Source organism: Cupriavidus sp. 8B (assembly GCF_054589115.1).
The window spans coordinates 14,308-29,807 of sequence record NZ_BAAILO010000181.1 but is presented as its reverse complement, the minus strand read 5'-3'; the positions used below and the strand labels follow the sequence as shown (position 1 = coordinate 29,807).

At 61.5% G+C, this 15,500-nt stretch carries 12 protein-coding genes and 3 pseudogenes; 8 read left to right on the top strand and 7 right to left on the bottom strand.

Annotated elements, in window-relative coordinates:
- Positions 1-4: 4 nt before the first annotated feature.
- The 3 genes from ACYP5B_RS18080 to ACYP5B_RS18070 all read right to left on the bottom strand — a co-directional run bounded on the left by ACYP5B_RS18080 (position 5) and on the right by ACYP5B_RS18070 (position 3,187).
- Complete coding sequence (locus tag ACYP5B_RS18080; protein WP_459570594.1) at positions 5-994, bottom strand: Bug family tripartite tricarboxylate transporter substrate binding protein; 990 nt, start codon at positions 992-994, stop codon at positions 5-7.
- A 69-nt stretch (positions 995-1,063) separates the two neighbouring features.
- Positions 1,064-2,218, bottom strand: a complete 1,155-nt coding sequence (locus ACYP5B_RS18075; RefSeq protein WP_459570593.1) for a CaiB/BaiF CoA transferase family protein — start codon at positions 2,216-2,218, stop codon at positions 1,064-1,066.
- 9 nt (positions 2,219-2,227) lie between these two features.
- Positions 2,228-3,187: a hydroxymethylglutaryl-CoA lyase gene (locus ACYP5B_RS18070; protein WP_459570592.1), complete on the bottom strand. Its 960-nt coding sequence runs from the start codon at positions 3,185-3,187 to the stop codon at positions 2,228-2,230.
- Between the two features lie 279 nt (positions 3,188-3,466).
- Between ACYP5B_RS18070 and ACYP5B_RS18065 the strand changes: the two genes are divergently transcribed.
- On the top strand, positions 3,467-4,369 hold the full coding sequence (locus ACYP5B_RS18065; protein WP_459570590.1) for a LysR family transcriptional regulator: 903 nt from the start codon (positions 3,467-3,469) through the stop codon (positions 4,367-4,369).
- 46 nt (positions 4,370-4,415) lie between these two features.
- Here the strand turns inward: ACYP5B_RS18065 and ACYP5B_RS18060 are convergent, their stop codons facing one another.
- Entirely contained in the window at positions 4,416-4,538 is a 123-nt protein-coding gene (locus ACYP5B_RS18060; RefSeq protein WP_459570589.1) for a hypothetical protein, read from the bottom strand.
- Positions 4,539-4,790: 252 nt separating this feature from the next.
- Here ACYP5B_RS18060 and ACYP5B_RS18055 point away from each other — a divergent pair.
- From ACYP5B_RS18055 to ACYP5B_RS18035, 5 genes and pseudogenes are all read left to right on the top strand, one after another.
- Positions 4,791-5,211 (top strand): annotated as a pseudogene (locus tag ACYP5B_RS18055) (MFS transporter); the annotation flags it as partial.
- Between the two features lie 333 nt (positions 5,212-5,544).
- Positions 5,545-8,970, top strand: coding sequence for an adenylate/guanylate cyclase domain-containing protein (locus tag ACYP5B_RS18050; protein WP_459570588.1), 3,426 nt, complete (start codon positions 5,545-5,547; stop codon positions 8,968-8,970).
- A 373-nt stretch (positions 8,971-9,343) separates the two neighbouring features.
- A pseudogene (locus ACYP5B_RS18045) lies at positions 9,344-9,403 on the top strand (hypothetical protein); the annotation flags it as partial.
- Between the two features lie 11 nt (positions 9,404-9,414).
- Positions 9,415-9,516, top strand: a pseudogene (locus ACYP5B_RS18040) (ProQ/FINO family protein); the annotation flags it as partial.
- Positions 9,517-9,523: 7 nt separating this feature from the next.
- Positions 9,524-9,769 (top strand): hypothetical protein, encoded by a 246-nt coding sequence (locus ACYP5B_RS18035; RefSeq protein ID WP_459570638.1) that lies wholly within the window; start codon positions 9,524-9,526, stop codon positions 9,767-9,769.
- A gap of 698 nt (positions 9,770-10,467) precedes the next feature.
- On the opposite strand, the gene ggt is transcribed toward ACYP5B_RS18035, so the two are convergent.
- The 3 genes from ggt to ACYP5B_RS18020 all read right to left on the bottom strand — a co-directional run bounded on the left by ggt (position 10,468) and on the right by ACYP5B_RS18020 (position 13,258).
- Positions 10,468-12,210 carry a gamma-glutamyltransferase gene (gene ggt / locus ACYP5B_RS18030; RefSeq protein ID WP_459570587.1) on the bottom strand — a complete coding sequence of 581 codons (1,743 nt, stop codon included), beginning with the start codon at positions 12,208-12,210 and terminating at the stop codon, positions 10,468-10,470.
- A gap of 241 nt (positions 12,211-12,451) precedes the next feature.
- The gene (locus tag ACYP5B_RS18025) at positions 12,452-12,667 is read right to left on the bottom strand and encodes a hypothetical protein (protein WP_459570586.1); all 216 of its coding nucleotides are present in this window, start codon (positions 12,665-12,667) and stop codon (positions 12,452-12,454) included.
- Between the two features lie 270 nt (positions 12,668-12,937).
- A complete protein-coding gene (locus ACYP5B_RS18020) occupies positions 12,938-13,258 on the bottom strand; it encodes a hypothetical protein (protein ID WP_459570585.1) in 321 nt (106 codons plus the stop codon).
- Positions 13,259-13,410: 152 nt separating this feature from the next.
- Between ACYP5B_RS18020 and ACYP5B_RS18015 the strand changes: the two genes are divergently transcribed.
- Together ACYP5B_RS18015 and ACYP5B_RS18010 are read left to right on the top strand one after the other, a co-directional pair.
- Positions 13,411-15,213 (top strand): methyl-accepting chemotaxis protein, encoded by a 1,803-nt coding sequence (locus ACYP5B_RS18015; protein ID WP_459570584.1) that lies wholly within the window; start codon positions 13,411-13,413, stop codon positions 15,211-15,213.
- Positions 15,210-15,458, top strand: a complete 249-nt coding sequence (locus ACYP5B_RS18010) for an XdhC family protein (protein WP_459570583.1) — start codon at positions 15,210-15,212, stop codon at positions 15,456-15,458. Before ACYP5B_RS18015 ends, ACYP5B_RS18010 begins: the two co-directional genes overlap by 4 nt.
- The last annotated feature ends 42 nt before the right edge of the window (positions 15,459-15,500 follow it).

The following is a 15,500-nucleotide window of genomic DNA, read 5'->3' as shown; positions in this document are numbered from 1 at the left end:
ATCCTTACTCGAGAGTCACATTGGCCTTCTTGACCAGGGCCGCATAGCGTGCCGCTTCGCTCTGGAAGAACTTGGCGGCTGCCTCCGGCGTGCCGGGTTTGATCGTATTGCCCTGCTTCTTCATCGCTTCCAGCACGTCCGGACTGGTGAATGCCTTGGTGAACACCGTGTTGAGGCGCTTTACTTCGGCCGGCGGCAACCCGGCCGGGCCCACCACGGCAAACCAGCCCTCGATCGCGTAGTTGGGCAAGCCTTGTTCGGCGATGGTGGGAATATCCGGTGCGGCCGGCGAGCGCGTCGCGCCGCACAGGCCGATCGCACGCAGGGTGCCGTTCTTCAGGTGCGGCGCCACGGCGTTCAATGCCACGACACCCATCTCCACCTGGCCTGCGATCAGGTCGGTCATCATCGGTCCGGTGCCCTTGTAGGGGACATGGCGCGCTTTGACATGCGCCTCATCGAGGAACATTTCCGTGGCGAGCTGGAGAATGGTGCCGTTGCCCGAAGAGGCATAGTTGAGCGAATCGGGCTTGGCCTTGAGCAAAGCAACGAGTTCCTGCACGTTCTTCGCGGGGACCTTGGGGTTGACCACAAGGACCAGCGGCGTCGAGCCGATCACGCTGATGGGCGTGAAATCCTTGATCGCGTCGAACGGCATCTTCTTGTACACGCTCGGGTTGATCACGTGGTTGTTGGAGAAAAGGCCCAGCGTTGTGCCGTCGGGTGGTGCCTTGGCCACCGCCGCTGCGCCGGTAATGCCGCCTGCGCCGGGGAGATTCTCGATCACCACCGGCTGCCCCAGGCTCTTGCCGAGCGACGGTCCGGCGGCGCGCGCGATAGCGTCCACGCCCGAGCCGGCGCTGATCGGCAGGATCAGGCGTACCGGCCGGCCCGAGCCTTGGGCCATGACGGTGCCGGCCGGCAAGGCGAACGTGAGTGCGATGGCCGAAGCGGCCACGCCGAGTACTGCCCGGCGCGAAAGGGGGAATGCCATGTCTGTCTCCGTGTGTTTATCGTTCTGGTCCGCGTGGCCATCCGAAGCCACGCGGCAAAGCGGGAATATTCAGTCCGGGGCAGGCGCGCGCAGGCCGGACAGGATTTCGTCGTTGTGCTCGCCGATGCCCGGCAATGGCATGCGCACGCCGGGCCTGCGTCCGCCCATCAGCAGCGGCAGCAGCACAACGTCCGTAGTGCCGCCATCCTCGGTCTGCATCGGCACCAGGCCGCCGCTTGCCTTCAGGTGAGGGTCATCCAGCAATTGCTCCGGACGCATGATGGGTGCGTAGGGAATGCCTGCGGCCTCGAGCTTCGGCGAGAGTTCTTCCACGCGATGGTCCTTGAGGATCGCACCCAGCCGTTCCAGCAATGCCGGACGTACCGCAACGCGCATGGCGTTGGTCGCAAGCTCCGGATCGGCCGCCAAGTCGGGACGTTGCAGCACGTCGCACAAAGTGTTGAACTGCTTGTCGCTGACGGCACCGATAAACAATTGCTCGCCTTCGGCCAGCGTGAACACGTCGTAGACGCTCCAGGCAGACACGCGCGACGGCATCGGCGGCGGTGGCTCGCCGGTGATCGAGAACTGCTGCATATGCTGTGACGACAGGAACACGCAATTCTCGAACAGCGCGCTCTGCACTTCCTGCCCCTTGCCGGTGCGATCGCGCTCCCGCAAGGCGGCCATCACGCCGATGGCGCCGAACATGCCGCCCATGATGTCGTTCACCGAGGTGCCCGCGCGCAGCGGGCGGCCCTTGGGCCCGGTCATGTAGGACAGCCCCCCCATCATCTGCACGACTTCGTCGAGCGCCAGGCGGTTTTCATAGGGGCCGGGCAGGAAGCCCTTGTGCGAGACGTAGATGAGCTTGGGGAACCTGGCGGACAACGTGGCGTAGTCCAGCCCGCATTTCGCCATCAGGCCCGGGCGGAAGTTCTCCAGCAACACATCGCACTGGCCAACCAGTTCCGCTGCCGTGGCCTGCCCTTCGGGGGTGGTGATATCGATGACGACGCTCTTCTTGTTACGGTTGAACGAGCGGAAGAAGCCAATGCCAAGGCCGGGCAGCTTGCGCGTCTTGTCGCCGCCGGGGGGCTCGACCTTGATGACTTCGGCGCCCAGGTCCGCGAGGATCATGCCGCAGGTCGGGCCCATCACCATATGGGTGAACTCAACCACGCGGACGCCGGCGAGCGGCAAGGAGGAATGTTCAGTGTTCATGATCGACTCTCAGGCGGTAGCCGCATCGGCAACCGATGCAGGAAATGTCTTGGGCAGGCCGGCGCGCCACAGCGTGCCGTGCAGGGTTTCATTGGTCAGCCAGCCGGCCACGCGCTCGCGCAGCGCCAGCAACTGGCCGATATCGATGCCGGTGTCGAAACCCATGCTGCCCAGCAGGTAGGCCAAGTCTTCGGTTGCGACATTGCCGCTGGCGCCGGGAGCATGCGGGCAGCCGCCAATGCCGGCGAGGCAGGCATCGAAGCGGGTCACGCCGGTTTCCAGGGCGGCATAGACGTTGGCCAGGCCAAGCCCGCGTGTGTCGTGGAAGTGGCCGCACCAGAAGCGGTCGCCGGCGATTCTCGTGGCGCGGTCAAACAGGCTGCGCACCATCGCGGGATCGGCGTAGCCCACCGTGTCCGCCAGGCTGACGCGATCGGCACCCGCATCCAGCAGTGCCTGCATCAGGCGCAGCACCTCATCCGGATCTACATGTCCCTGCAGTGTGCAGCCGAAGGCCGTGCCCACGCCGCCTTCGATCAGCGTCCTGGAGCCGGCCGCGTCGCGGGCGGCGCGGATCTTTGCCACCTCGGCCACCACGTCGTCGGGCGTCTTGCGCAGGTTGGCCAAACTATGGGCATGGCTGGCGGACAGCGGCACCAGCATCAGGTCGGCGCCGCTGGCGATGGCGTTTTCCGCGCCCCGCAGGTTTGGCACCAGGACCGAGACGAACAGCCCCGGCAGCGACCTGGCAAAGTCGACGAGTTCCGCGGTATCGGCAAGTTGCGGCAGCAGCTTCGCCGGGACGAAAGAGCCGACCTCGATCTCCCGCTGGCCTGCCGCATAGGCCGCCTGGATCCACTCGCGCTTGGCGGAAGTCGGCAGGATGGTGGCGATGCTTTGCAGCCCGTCACGCAGCCCAACCTCGCGGATCACGGTTTGGCGCGGTGCAGATTCAGTGTGCGTCGTCATTTGGTCTGTGTCCCCTCGGATGTTCGCGTTTCGGTCTGGCATACGAACTCTATGCTGTTCCCACCCAAGGCTGAAGCGGTAATCAAGAAGCGCTAACATTCCGGATCGGAATGTTAGCGCGATCGCCCAGTGTCCATTGGCGGCAATGGCACGCTGAACGTCACATCGCGTCCGGCCGCCCGTTTGGATCCCGCGTTCAGAAATTCCCGTTTGGTACAAAAAACGCTAAAATCCCCGCATTAAATTTCCCTATCGGAAACCCTACTTCAGAGGTGGCAGATGCGTGATCTAGACCTCACCTCGCTGCGGCTCTTTGTTGCAGTCTGCGAGACGCGCAACATGGCGCGCGCCGGCGAGCAGCAACACATCGTGGCATCCGCCATCAGCAAGCGGCTGGCGCAACTGGAAGACACGGTAGGCGTCACGCTGTTCGAGCGGCGCCGGCGCGGCGTGATCCCGACCGCGGCCGGTGAGATCCTGCTTGAGCACGCCCGCGCCATGCTGGCTGCGGCCGATCGCGTGGAGCGCGACATGGCCGACTACGGCACCGGCATCAAGGGTCAAGTCCGCCTGCTGGCCACGGTCTCGTGCATGGCCGAGTCGTTGCCCGACGATATTGCGAGCTTCCTGCATGTGCCTGACCATCGGGATATCCGCGTCACCGTCGAAGAAAGCCTCAGCCGCGACCTTGTCCGCTCATTGCGCGAAGGCTCCGCACCGCTGGGCATCTGCTGGGATGCCGCGGATCTCGAAGGATTCCAGACCCGCCCCTATCGTAGCGATGCCTTGGCAGCCATCGTGCATCCCTCGCATCCGCTCGCGAGCCAGGCGGATTGTTCCTTTGCGCAGACGCTTGAATTCGACCATATCGGTCTGCCCGGGCAGACCGCGGTGCACACCATGCTGGCGCGCGCGGCGGCCATCATCGGCAAGCCGATGGCGTACCGGGTCGTGGTTTCCTCCTTCGATGCGTCCCTTCGCTGCGTCCGCGCGAACCTCGGCCTTGCCATCGTGCCCCGCGAGGTGGTTGAGCCCATTGCGGCTGGCTTCGGCGTGCAGGTGATCCCGCTCACGGATAGCTGGGCGCAGCGCCGCTTCGCGATTTGCTTCCGCGATGAGGCGAGCCTCTCGCCGGCGGCGAAGCTGCTGGTGGATTACCTGGTGCACCAGGCGGCGTCCTGACAGTCCGCGGGCCGCCCCGTCATGGCAACCAGCTATGCCGCGGCAGTCAGGTCAGATCGATCTCGAGCAGGTCGCGGCCGAAGACGACTGGCCCGCTGTAGTGCCGCTTTACCCCCGCCAGCCAGTCAGATTCGGTGACGGACGGATCCGCACCAGGCACGAAGTGCATGAGAACCAGATGCTTGACGTTCGCCGCTGCTGTTGAAGATCGCTATTTCAGCTAATGGCGACCACTAATTCCGCAAATGTGGATGCCAGCCAGGATGGATTGATACGATGAAGGTGCAAGATGCCCTTTGTCCTGCCGACGCTCGCGGGCGCTTTCAATGGAGAACTCACTGTCGCGCAGATCATGGTGTGAACGCGGATCGCCAGAACAGCCCTATTTTTTTGAGATCTTTCGCGAGGTCATATGTATGGCTATGCGACGTACATGACCGGCCGGGCGCTCATCGGGGTCGGCATTGGCGGATTCTGGTCCATGTCAGCGGCTATGGCCATACGGCTCGTGCCGCCCCATCGCGTGCCACGGGCATTGGCGATCTTCAACGGCGGCAATGCGCTGGCAACGGTGGTCGCCGCGCCCTTGGGCAGCTATCTCGGCTCGGTCATCGGCTGGCGCGGTGCCTTCTTTTGCCTTGTAGCGGTGGCGCTGATCACTCTTGTCTGGCAATGGGATCAGCCTGCCCGCCATGAAGGCCGAAGCACGTGCCGCCGGTTCCGGCAATGTCTTCAAGCTGCTCAAGAATCCCATGGTTGCTTTAGGCATGGCCGCCTGCGGCACCTTTTTCATGGGACAGTTCGCGCTGTTTACTTATCTGCGCCCGTTCCATGAACGGGTAGAAATTCATGAACTTGACGTTACTGGTCAGCGTCGGGTGCGTTGTTAGTTTTTGCGATTGGCCTTCAGGGGTGTATTCACCTCTTGGCGTGCGGTAGAAGTCATAGAACTCACGCTCAATGGGTATTCATGCCAAAACCGCAAGATTTCGCACGATTAGTACGACTACCCCGACGTAAGCGGGCCGCCTTTTACCTATCGACCACCACATCAATCGCTTGCTAGCCGGGAGGCGTCCACGTGAGCGGTTCCCTACATGAGGAGTACAGTGCCCCGTCGGTAAGAAGCGGAATCGTCTAATCTTCTAGATGGAGGCGAGGGTTGGAAGGGCGCTATGCATTGCACAAACTGCGGGACCGAGAATCCTGCCGCCGCCAAATTTTGCAAGGACTGTGGGGTGAAACTCTCCCAGCGCTGCCCGAATTGCGGCCATGAGGCAGGTTCCGAGGACAGATTCTGTGGAGAGTGCGGCACACCACTTTCGCCCGCTCGCGAAGGAGCGCCCGCCGTCCACCAAGCTTCCATTCTCGCCCCCATCCACTACACGCCTAGCCACCTGGTGGAGCGCATCCTGGCCGAGCAAGCGGCCATGGAGGCCAGAGGAAGCGACGCGGGGGAACGCAAGACCATCACCGCCCTGTTTGCCGACATGGCGGGTTCCACGGCGTTGATCCACGATCTGGACCCCGAAGAGGCGCGCCGGCTGATCGATCCCGTGGTCGCCCTGATGATGGAGGCCGTGCACCACTACGAGGGCTACGTGGCCAAATCGTTGGGCGACGGCATCTTAGCCCTGTTCGGCGCACCCATTGCCCACGAAGATCACGCGCAACGGGCGCTGTATGCTGCGCTGCGGATGCAGGAAGCGATGCGCCGCCACAGCGACCAGATCCGTCTCGAGAAAGGCATACCGCTGCAGATTCGGGTCGGTATCCACACCGGGGAGGTGGTCGTGCGCTCGATTCGCAAAGATGACTTGCGTACGGACTACGACCCGGTGGGGCACACGATGCACATCGCCTCCCGGATGGAGAGCATCGCGACACCCTCTTCCATTCTGGTCAGCGAGTCGACGTGCAGGCTGACAGAGGGCTATTTCGACTTCAAGGCGCTTGGGGCGACCCAGGTAAAGGGCATCCCGGAGCCTCTCGCCGTGCATGAAGTGCTGCGCCTTGGGGTGTTGCGCACGCGCCTGCAAGTGGCGCAGCGCCGCGGTCTGGCACGGTTTGTCGGGCGACAGGCGGAGCTGGAGCAGTTGCACCGGGCGCTGGAACAGACCAAGGCGGGACAGGGCCAGATCGTTGCCGTGGTCGGCGAGGCCGGAGTGGGCAAGTCGCGGCTGTTCCATGAGTTCAAGGCGGTCTCGCAGCGAGGCTGCATGACACTGGAGACGTTCTCGGTCTCGCATGGCAAGTCCTTCGCCTATCTGCCACTGATCGAGCTGGTGAAGAACTATTTCCAGATCCAGGACCAGGATGATGAACGGAGGCGCCGTGAGAAGGTCGCTGGCAGGACGCTGATGCTGGACCGCACGCTCGAAGACCTCCTGCCCTACCTGCTCTATCTGCTTGGAATCAGCGAAGCCGGTTCGGCGTTGCCGAACATGGACCCGCAGATCAGGCGCCAGCGTACCTTTGACGCGATCACGCGGCTGTTTGTGTGCGAAAGCGCCAATCAGCCGCTTGAACTCATATTCGAGGACCTGCAATGGCTGGACAGCGAAACCGAAGCCTTCCTCGATGTCCTCATCGAGCACTTGCCAGGCGCCAGCATTCTGCTGCTTCTGAACTACCGGCCGGAGTATCAGCACGACTGGAGCCAGCGGGTCTGCTACACCCAGCTTCGGCTTGATCCACTTGGCCAGGCCGAGGCCAAGGAGCTACTGACTGCCCTGCTTGGCGATCATCCCTCGCTCGAGCCCCTCAAGGCCTTGATCCTGGAGAAGACCGAAGGCAACCCGTTCTTCATGGAAGAGGTAGTGCAGACGCTGTCCGAGGAAAATGCGCTACTTGGAGAACCTCGCCACTACCAAGTCGAGAAGACACCGGTCGCCCTCCATATTCCGACCACGGTGCAGGGCGTGCTGGCGGCACGCATCGACCGTCTTCCCCGCGCCGAGAAGGACTTGTTGCAGTGCCTCGCCGTCATTGGCAAGGAATTTTCCTTGAGTCTGATCGAGCGGGTGGTCGCGCAGCCGGGGGCCATCTTGCGTCCGCTCCTGGCCCGCCTGGAGGCTGGCGAATTTATCTACGAGCGGCCCGCCTTCCCCGACATTGAATATACGTTCAAGCATGCGCTGACGCAGGAAGTCGCTGGCAGCACCCTACTTACAGAACAGCGCAACGCATTGCATGAACGCACGGCCCAGGCCATTGAAGTCCTCTTTCGGGATCGGCTGAAGGACTACTATGGCGAGCTCGCACGTCACTACAGCTTGAGCGGCAATGATCCAAAAGCTGTCGAGTACCTTCATTGCACGGGGCAGCAGGCCCTCCAGCGCTCAGCCTACCATGAGGCAATACGCCAACTCAGTGCAGCCCTGGAATTGCTGAAGCGCCAGCCCGATACGCCCGGCCGCGCGCGCCAGGAACTCACTTTGCAGCTTGCCATCGGGTCGGCCCTAATCGCGGCCAGGGGCTTTGCCTCGCCTGAGGTCGAGGCGACCTACAGCCGGGCCCTGGCCCTATGCGGCCAGCTCGGCGATACATCTCAGATCTTTCCGACACAGGTAGGGTTGCGCACTTACTTCTCGCTGAGCGCGGAACACGCGAAGGCATACAAGCTGGGCAAGGGCCTGGTCAGCCTGGCAGAGCGCGCCAATGACCCCGAGTGGCTCGGCGAGGCGCATGTCTCGCTCGGCACAACCTTGTATTACTCGGGAAGGTTCAGGATCGCAGACCTCCATATAAAGCACGCACTTGCGCTCTATCTCCCGGAATCTCATCAGTTCCACCCGAACTTTCACGGCGTGGATCCGGCGGTCCGCGCACTCTCTGTGTCGGCCCTGGTGCTCTGGTGCCTGGGCTATCCCGATCAGGCCAGAACGAGGGGACAGCAGGCGCTTGCGCTCGCCCAGGAGCTTTCCCATCCCTTCAGCCTTGCGCATACACTGTGCCTGGTGGCCGAACTGCACCAGTTTCGCCGTGATCCACGGCTCACGCACGATTGCGCCGACGCCGCGATCGTGCTCTCGACTGAACAAGGCTTCCCGCTCTGGCTCGCATGGGCGATCATGCTTCGGGGTTGGGCACAGGCTGAGATGGGACGTCGGGAAGAAGGCATTGCCCAGATGCAGGACGGGCTTGCCGCCTATCACGCCACAGGAGCCAAATTGGGGCAGTCGCACTTCCTGGCGCTATTGGCCGAATCCTATGGGCACATCGGCCAGTGCGAAACGGGACAGCGTACCCTTGCCGAGGCCAAGGCCATGGCGCAAGCTTGCGGCGAGCACTATTGCGAAGCAGAGTTGTATCGAGTCGAGGGTGAGTTAGCATGTCCTGATTCCCACGCGGACGTCCTCGATGTTGGGAGTTGCGCCGTGGCGCAAGCATGCTTTGACAAAGCGATCTCGGTAGCCCGGCACCAAAGCGCCAAATCGCTGGAGTTGCGGTCCACCCTCAGCCTTGCGCGGCTGTGGCAACGACAGGGAAAGAGCGGTGCAGCAAAAGAGAAGCTGACTGAAATTCTTTGCGCGTTTCCCGAAGGCCTAGACATGGCAGACTTGTCCGAGGTTAACCTCCTGCTTGACAACGTGAAGTAGCAAAACTGCCGAATGCGAGGGCATCCGTCAGCGGGACAAGCAAGACGTAAGGCGCATCCCGCGTGGTAAGCCCATAGCATTTCCACACAGTTACGAATAAGCGAGTGCGGCAAAGCGCATGGCACGGCGCTTCTACAATTGACCCACACTTGACATGGTTGGACGCGATGGGCTTCAAACAACTGGCGGCATTGAAGGAACAATTGGCAAAGCAAGCCAAGGCCGCGCCACCGGCCAAGACGCGTCGCGCACCCCCGAAGGCATCGCCCCCCGCCCAGCGAAGCCCGTTGAGCCCGTCGATCCGGTGCCGCACGCTATCATGAGGCTGCAATAGCGCTTCCCGCAAACCTTTCCAAAGAGTCCTGCGCCCAAAGGGCCGCTCAAGATCGGCATCTTCGAGGATCTCGTCCAGCAGACCCAGAATTTGGCCTGACAGAGTCGGAATTGCGCGACGCGATCCGGACCTGGTGCCGCGGCACCCGCTACTGGACCTGCCTGATGGAAGGTGCCGCGCGCATCGATCTGGCGGGGCATGCGGCGGGACACGTTGAACATGCCGATGCGAATCGGGCGCAGCAACTGCAAGCCCATCGTGCGGCGCGAGCGTTACCTCAACCTGCGGCTGCGCCGAAGCCCGATACTGACTGTGATGGGGGCGCGGGTGTCGTGCGCCGACGAAACGCGACACGGCATCGGATGCCCGCACGCCGAGGGAATCGAAATCGCGCCGTCGCTCGCCTATCCAGGCTCTTCCAACTGGCGCGACTACAGCACCACCCGCAGAGACACTGCGGAATAGTTTTCCTTCCCCATCGACAGCCACCACATGCTATTGGGAATGCATCACTGACGCCGGCGCTTGGGATACGAATCCGTGCGTGCGGGTTGCGTAGCTCAGGAGGATCGAGTAATACGCTCAGCAATTGCTGTCTATTCACCGCTTGTCGATGTGATCCTGTGACAGGCGATGGCAATCCGTCAACCGGCGCTATGCGGACCGGTAAATGCAGCCCCCCGCGCCTAGTGCTGCACCCTACGTTGCCGCCATCGCGCAATTCAAATCACCCTGCAAGGTTGCCCGCGCGAGGATCCCTACTCGCCAGCCGCTTCAGCACTGGCTTGAAGCGCAACACATCGAAACCATCCACCCACGCTACGGACCTACGTTCGAACTCATGCCCCCACCTGATCCTGGCTGTCATTGCCGGCATCAGCGTCGCTGGTACGGCGATAATTTATAGAGGATGAGCGACGCTTTGGCATCTGGCACGGTCACCGTTGTACATGAAACGAGCGCTCCTGGAAATCTCGGCTACTACCTCGTGTATCCGATCGGTCGCGCAGGCTATGCACCCCTCATCCAGCTTCGCGCCTGGTTGCTCGACTCCGTCAGCCAGGCGCCGTGAGACGACAGCTGTAAGCCGGACCAGACGCCCAGAAACGGGCGCCGGGTCCGGCTTCTTTAGATAACAGATAGCCACCGATCCTGCGGATAACCTAGTTTCCGACTACTGCCTTCCCTCTCCCGCGCGGATCGGCGACCGGCACAGGATTGCCGTCGATGATCTGGATCGCTTGCACATCCGTGTTGAAGAACGATGTGCTCACCGAGTAACCGCGCGTACCAAGCTCGGAGACAAGCGACGCCTTCAGCGGCGAGAACGGTTCGTCCTGGATCACCGTTCCTTGCGGTAGCTGATGATGGAAGCGCGGGTTCTTCACCGCACTGTCAAGGCTCATGCCGTAGTCATAGACATTGGTCAGTACCTGGTACAGGTTTGTGAAGATATGCGAGCCGCCCGGCGTGCCCAGCACCATCGCCACCTTGCCATCCTTCAGCATGATTGTCGGCGACATGGAGGACAACGGGCGCTTCCCCGGAGCCACCGCGTTGGCATCCCCACCGACCACACCGAGCGCATTCGGCTGGCCGGGCACGGTAGCGAAGTCGTCCATCTCGTCGTTCAGCACGATGCCCGCGCCCTTGACAACTACGGCACTGCCATAGGGATTGTTCAGCGTGTACGTGTTCGATACTGCGTTGCCCCATTTGTCGACAATCGAGAAGTGCGTCGTGTGGAATTTCGGGTTGCCAGGCTGTACATTTGTCGTCGGCGTGATCGTTGTCGGATTCACCTCAGCGGCACGCTGCGCGATATATGCTGGATCCAGCAATCCTGCCACGGGCACGCTGACGAACCCCGGATCGCCAAGATACTGTGCCCGATCGGCGAAAACGCGCTTCATGATCTCGGCGTTCAGATGGATGTATTGCGCACTGTTGACGGCCACACCAGGAAACAGTGTGCTCTTCAGCACCGATTTCATGCCGAGCAATTGAGCCAGCGCGATGCCGCCAGAGCTGGGCGGCGGTGCGGTGAGCACGGTCATGCCTTGCCAGCTGAACGAAATCGGTTCGCGCCATACTACCTTGTAAGCCGCCAGGTCGTCCTTGCTGATGATCCCCCTGCCGCCGTCCTGCTTCATCGATGCCACCAGCAGATCGGCCGTCTTGCCCTTGTAGAACTCGTCGGCGCCGCCGGTCGAAATGCGGTCCAACGTTGCGGCCAGATCCGGCTGCTTGAACAGGGTGCCCACCTTCATGCCGCCGAAGTACTGGTCCAGGTTCTGCGGATACGGCACGCCCTGATAAGTGGTATCGACCCATTTGACCCAATCCACGGCTTGTTGCGATGGCAGGTATCCGTCGCGGGCCAGCGCAATGGCCGGTGCAATGACCTGTTGCCACGAGATTCGCCCGAACTTCTTTTGTGCTTCCCAGAGGCCCATGACTGTGCCCGGCACCCCGACAGCCTGTGCCCCGATCACGCTGCTATTGGGGTCTTGATTTCCTTTAGCATCCTTGAATTGCAGGTAGAAGTCTTTCGTTGCGGCGGCGGGTGCAACCTCGCGATAGTCCAGGAAGTACGGCTTACCGTCCATATAGATATTCATGAACCCGCCGCCGCCGATATTGCCTGCCTCCGGGTAGGTAACTGCCAACGTAAACGCGGTTGCAACGGCTGCATCCACAGCGTTCCCACCTTGTGTCAATATTTGTTGTGCCACTTGCGCACTGTAGTTGTCACCTGTCGCTGCAGCGCCTGCCGACAACGTTGTGGCCGCTGTTGGTGTATCAGTCGAAGCGCTGTCCCCGCCCCCGCATCCGGCTAAGAGGAAAGGTGCCGCAGCAAGCGACAATGCCAGTGCCCACCGTTTGGTAAATCCTGTGGTACTCATCAAACTTCTCCCTTGACTACTGTCGTGGCTTTTCTCGGTTTTTGTGGTGCTGGAGCTGACGAGCCAACCGAGAGCGAAACGTCAGTTCCTAGTTATCAGCACGCGACTCAACGGTTCTTCCCAGACAGATAAATATATTTAAAATCACATTGCACAAAGATAATGCCGTTACGTACACCACCTTAGGTATAAAATTCGGCTGCAAGCAATTTCTTATAGGTATTTACCATTAGAGAATGAGCTACTGAGTAAAATAATAATATTTGCTGCCGGCAGATAATAAAAACAATATGTATTTGACGTGAGCAACACAAAAATTTGTCAATCGCATATCAGCAACGGGGGGGCAAGGTACGACGCCTGCCCAAAAATGCCAAACAGGCGCCACATCATGAAAATTGATGTCAATGAAGGAGACGGTTACTTCTCGCTGAGCAGAAGCGCCCTTGAGCAGCATTCAGCACTCAAAAGCGGAAGGGATTGCATGACTCATCTGGCAGAGTGGGTTGCCGATCCAACTAAACAGAGCTTCCGACCAACGCATTCGGATCCCGACAGGATTGACACCCCTTGACCGCTGTGAACGGCTAGGCCGAAGGTGACAGGCAGGGAAACGCTAGCCGTCCTCGGGAGTTGGACGAAAAGTTGCTCGCTTCCCGGCTCGCGTTGGTCAGTTCATCCAGTAGTGCTCGACGCTGCGCTGGTAAATCGGAGAGCGGGTGCCAATCTACGGATCGCGGGCCGGCCCCGGAGTCCGTATTCCACCGATCTGATGTGCCACAGCTTTGTACGCATGCACGAGCACGGCCTCCTGCGCGACGCGCCGGTCGATGACCGCTTGTTGGCTGTCGGCGTCGGCTGCTGCCAATTCGGTGACCATGCCAACCGACGCGCAGGTCTCTGGCTGCGGTGCGTTGGGTACTTCGGGATTGCAGCTAAGCATCCGCAGCAGCAATCTGACCTCTATCTGAGCGACGCACTGACCGACATGGTCCCGAATAGATCGCGAGAGACTGAACAGGAGATTCAGATTGCGCCCCCAATTCATTAACCCTCTTTATGCTCAGATCAAATATATATCGCTTTCGCGCGCGTACAACCGTACATATACTGCAGCCCCACTGGGCCCCTTCACGGGGGAGCCATAAGAAGAATATCGTCAATCAAAGCGGTCGCAAGCTGCTCCTATCGGGTCCTCACATGTTTGCTTCAATTCGAACACGCACTGTTGCCGTTTGCGTGGCCATCGTTGTCAGCGCCCTGAGCATCGCGAGCGGACTCAGTTACGTGACTGCGAGCCGCCACAACGACATGGCGATCCAGCAGAATCTGCATGCCATTGCGCGCGGCCACCTCACCGGGCTCGACGACTGGGTCGCCGCAAAGATTCGAACGCTCGTTGCCCTTGAGGACGTCGCGCTCACTCCAGACCCTGTTCCCACGTTCAAGACGCTGGCACAGGCGAACGGCTTCAGTATTGTCTACGTCGGCTACCCCGACAAATCGTATCGGCGCATGCAGGTCGGCACAGTGCCGCCCGACTACGATCCCACGGCACGCCCGTGGTACAAGCAGGCCGTGGCCGCGAAGAAGCCGGTTGTGACGCCACCCTATGTAAGCGCGAATTCCGGCAAGCTTGTCGTGACCTTCGCCGTGCCTATCCTGCGCGATGGCAGCTTGAAAGGCGTGATCGGCGGCGACGTGGCCATGGACAGCGTGATCGCAAATGTCAAGGCAATCCATCCAACGCCATCCAGCTTCGGCTTCCTGATAAATGAAGCCGGCAAAATCGTCGCCCACCCCGACGACAAGCTGACGCTCAAGCCGGCCACGGACCTGTCCGCTGGTCTGACCGAAGCGACGCTCGCCGCACTGGCGCAGTCCAGCAAGCCGGTGCAGGTCGATGTGGATGGCGCCGCCAAGCTGCTGTACCGTCAGGAAGTCCAAGGTACCGACTGGGGTCTGGTTGTCGCACTCGACAAGGCGGATGCCACCGCCGGCATGCGATCGCTGGTAGCCACCTCGGCCGGAGTGCTCGTGGTGGTAGCGCTGGCCGCGGCCGCCATTGTCGGCGCGATGACGGCGCGGGCCTTCGGCCGCCTGTCGTTGATCCGCGATGCCATGGACGACATCGGCTCCGGCAGCGGTGACCTCACCAAGCGACTGCCGGCTGATGGGCAGGACGAGGTCGCACAAATCGCACGCGCCTTCAACTCCTTCGCCGACAAGCTGACGGCGGTCCTGTTGCAGATACGCCAGGGCAGTGACGCGGTGCGCTCAGCGGCGCAGGAGATCGCCGCCGGCAACGCCGATCTGTCGCAGCGCACCGAACAGCAAGCGAGTTCGCTGGAAGAGACTGCCGCCAGCATGGAAGAGCTGACCAGCATCGTCAGGCTGAACGCCGACAATGCGCGTCACGCAGGTGCGCTCGCGGTTGACGCCGCCGAGGTCGCGACGTGCGGCGGCAATGTAGTCGACAAAGTGGTCGAGACCATGGGCGGCATCAACGAGAGCAGCACGAGGATTGCCGACATCATCGGCGTGATCGAGAGCATTGCCTTCCAGACCAATATCCTGGCGCTCAACGCTGCCGTGGAAGCGGCGCGTGCCGGTGAACAAGGCCGCGGCTTCGCCGTCGTGGCAAGCGAGGTGCGCAGCCTGGCGCAACGCTCGGCCGGCGCCGCCAGGGAGATCAAGGCACTGATCGGCGATTCCGTGGAGCGTGTGGCCAGCGGTGCAGCGCTGGTGGACCAGGCCGGCGCGACCATGGCCGAGATCGTCGCGGCCGTGAAGCGCGCCAGCGATGTCATGGGCGAGATCTCTGCTGCGTCGAAAGAGCAAAGCATCGGTATCGATCAGGTCAATCAGGCCGTCACGCAGATGGACCAGGTGACTCAGCAGAACGCCGCGTTGGTCGAGCAGGCTGCCGCCGCCGCCGCATCGATGGAAGAGCAGGCACGCAACCTTAACGAGACGGTGGGGATGTTCAGGTTGCCGGCATGACGCTTTTGCGACGGCGGGTTGGCCTCGCGCATGAAACCGATAAAGGCCCATATGATGCTAAGCTCGATAATATAGAGTTGCTTGAGGCGCCGAAGTCACCGGCATTCTGTGTACGGGCGCTCGGGTCACGCGGCAACACCGCGAAGCACAAGGAGCGGCTCGCCCTGTTCGACCTCGGCCCGGCAGCGATCAAGAGGCTGCACGGGCCGGTCGGTCTCCACCTGGGTGCCCAGACTCCGGCCTAGATTGCCGTCTCCATCGTTGCCGAGATCACCGCGGTCAAGAAT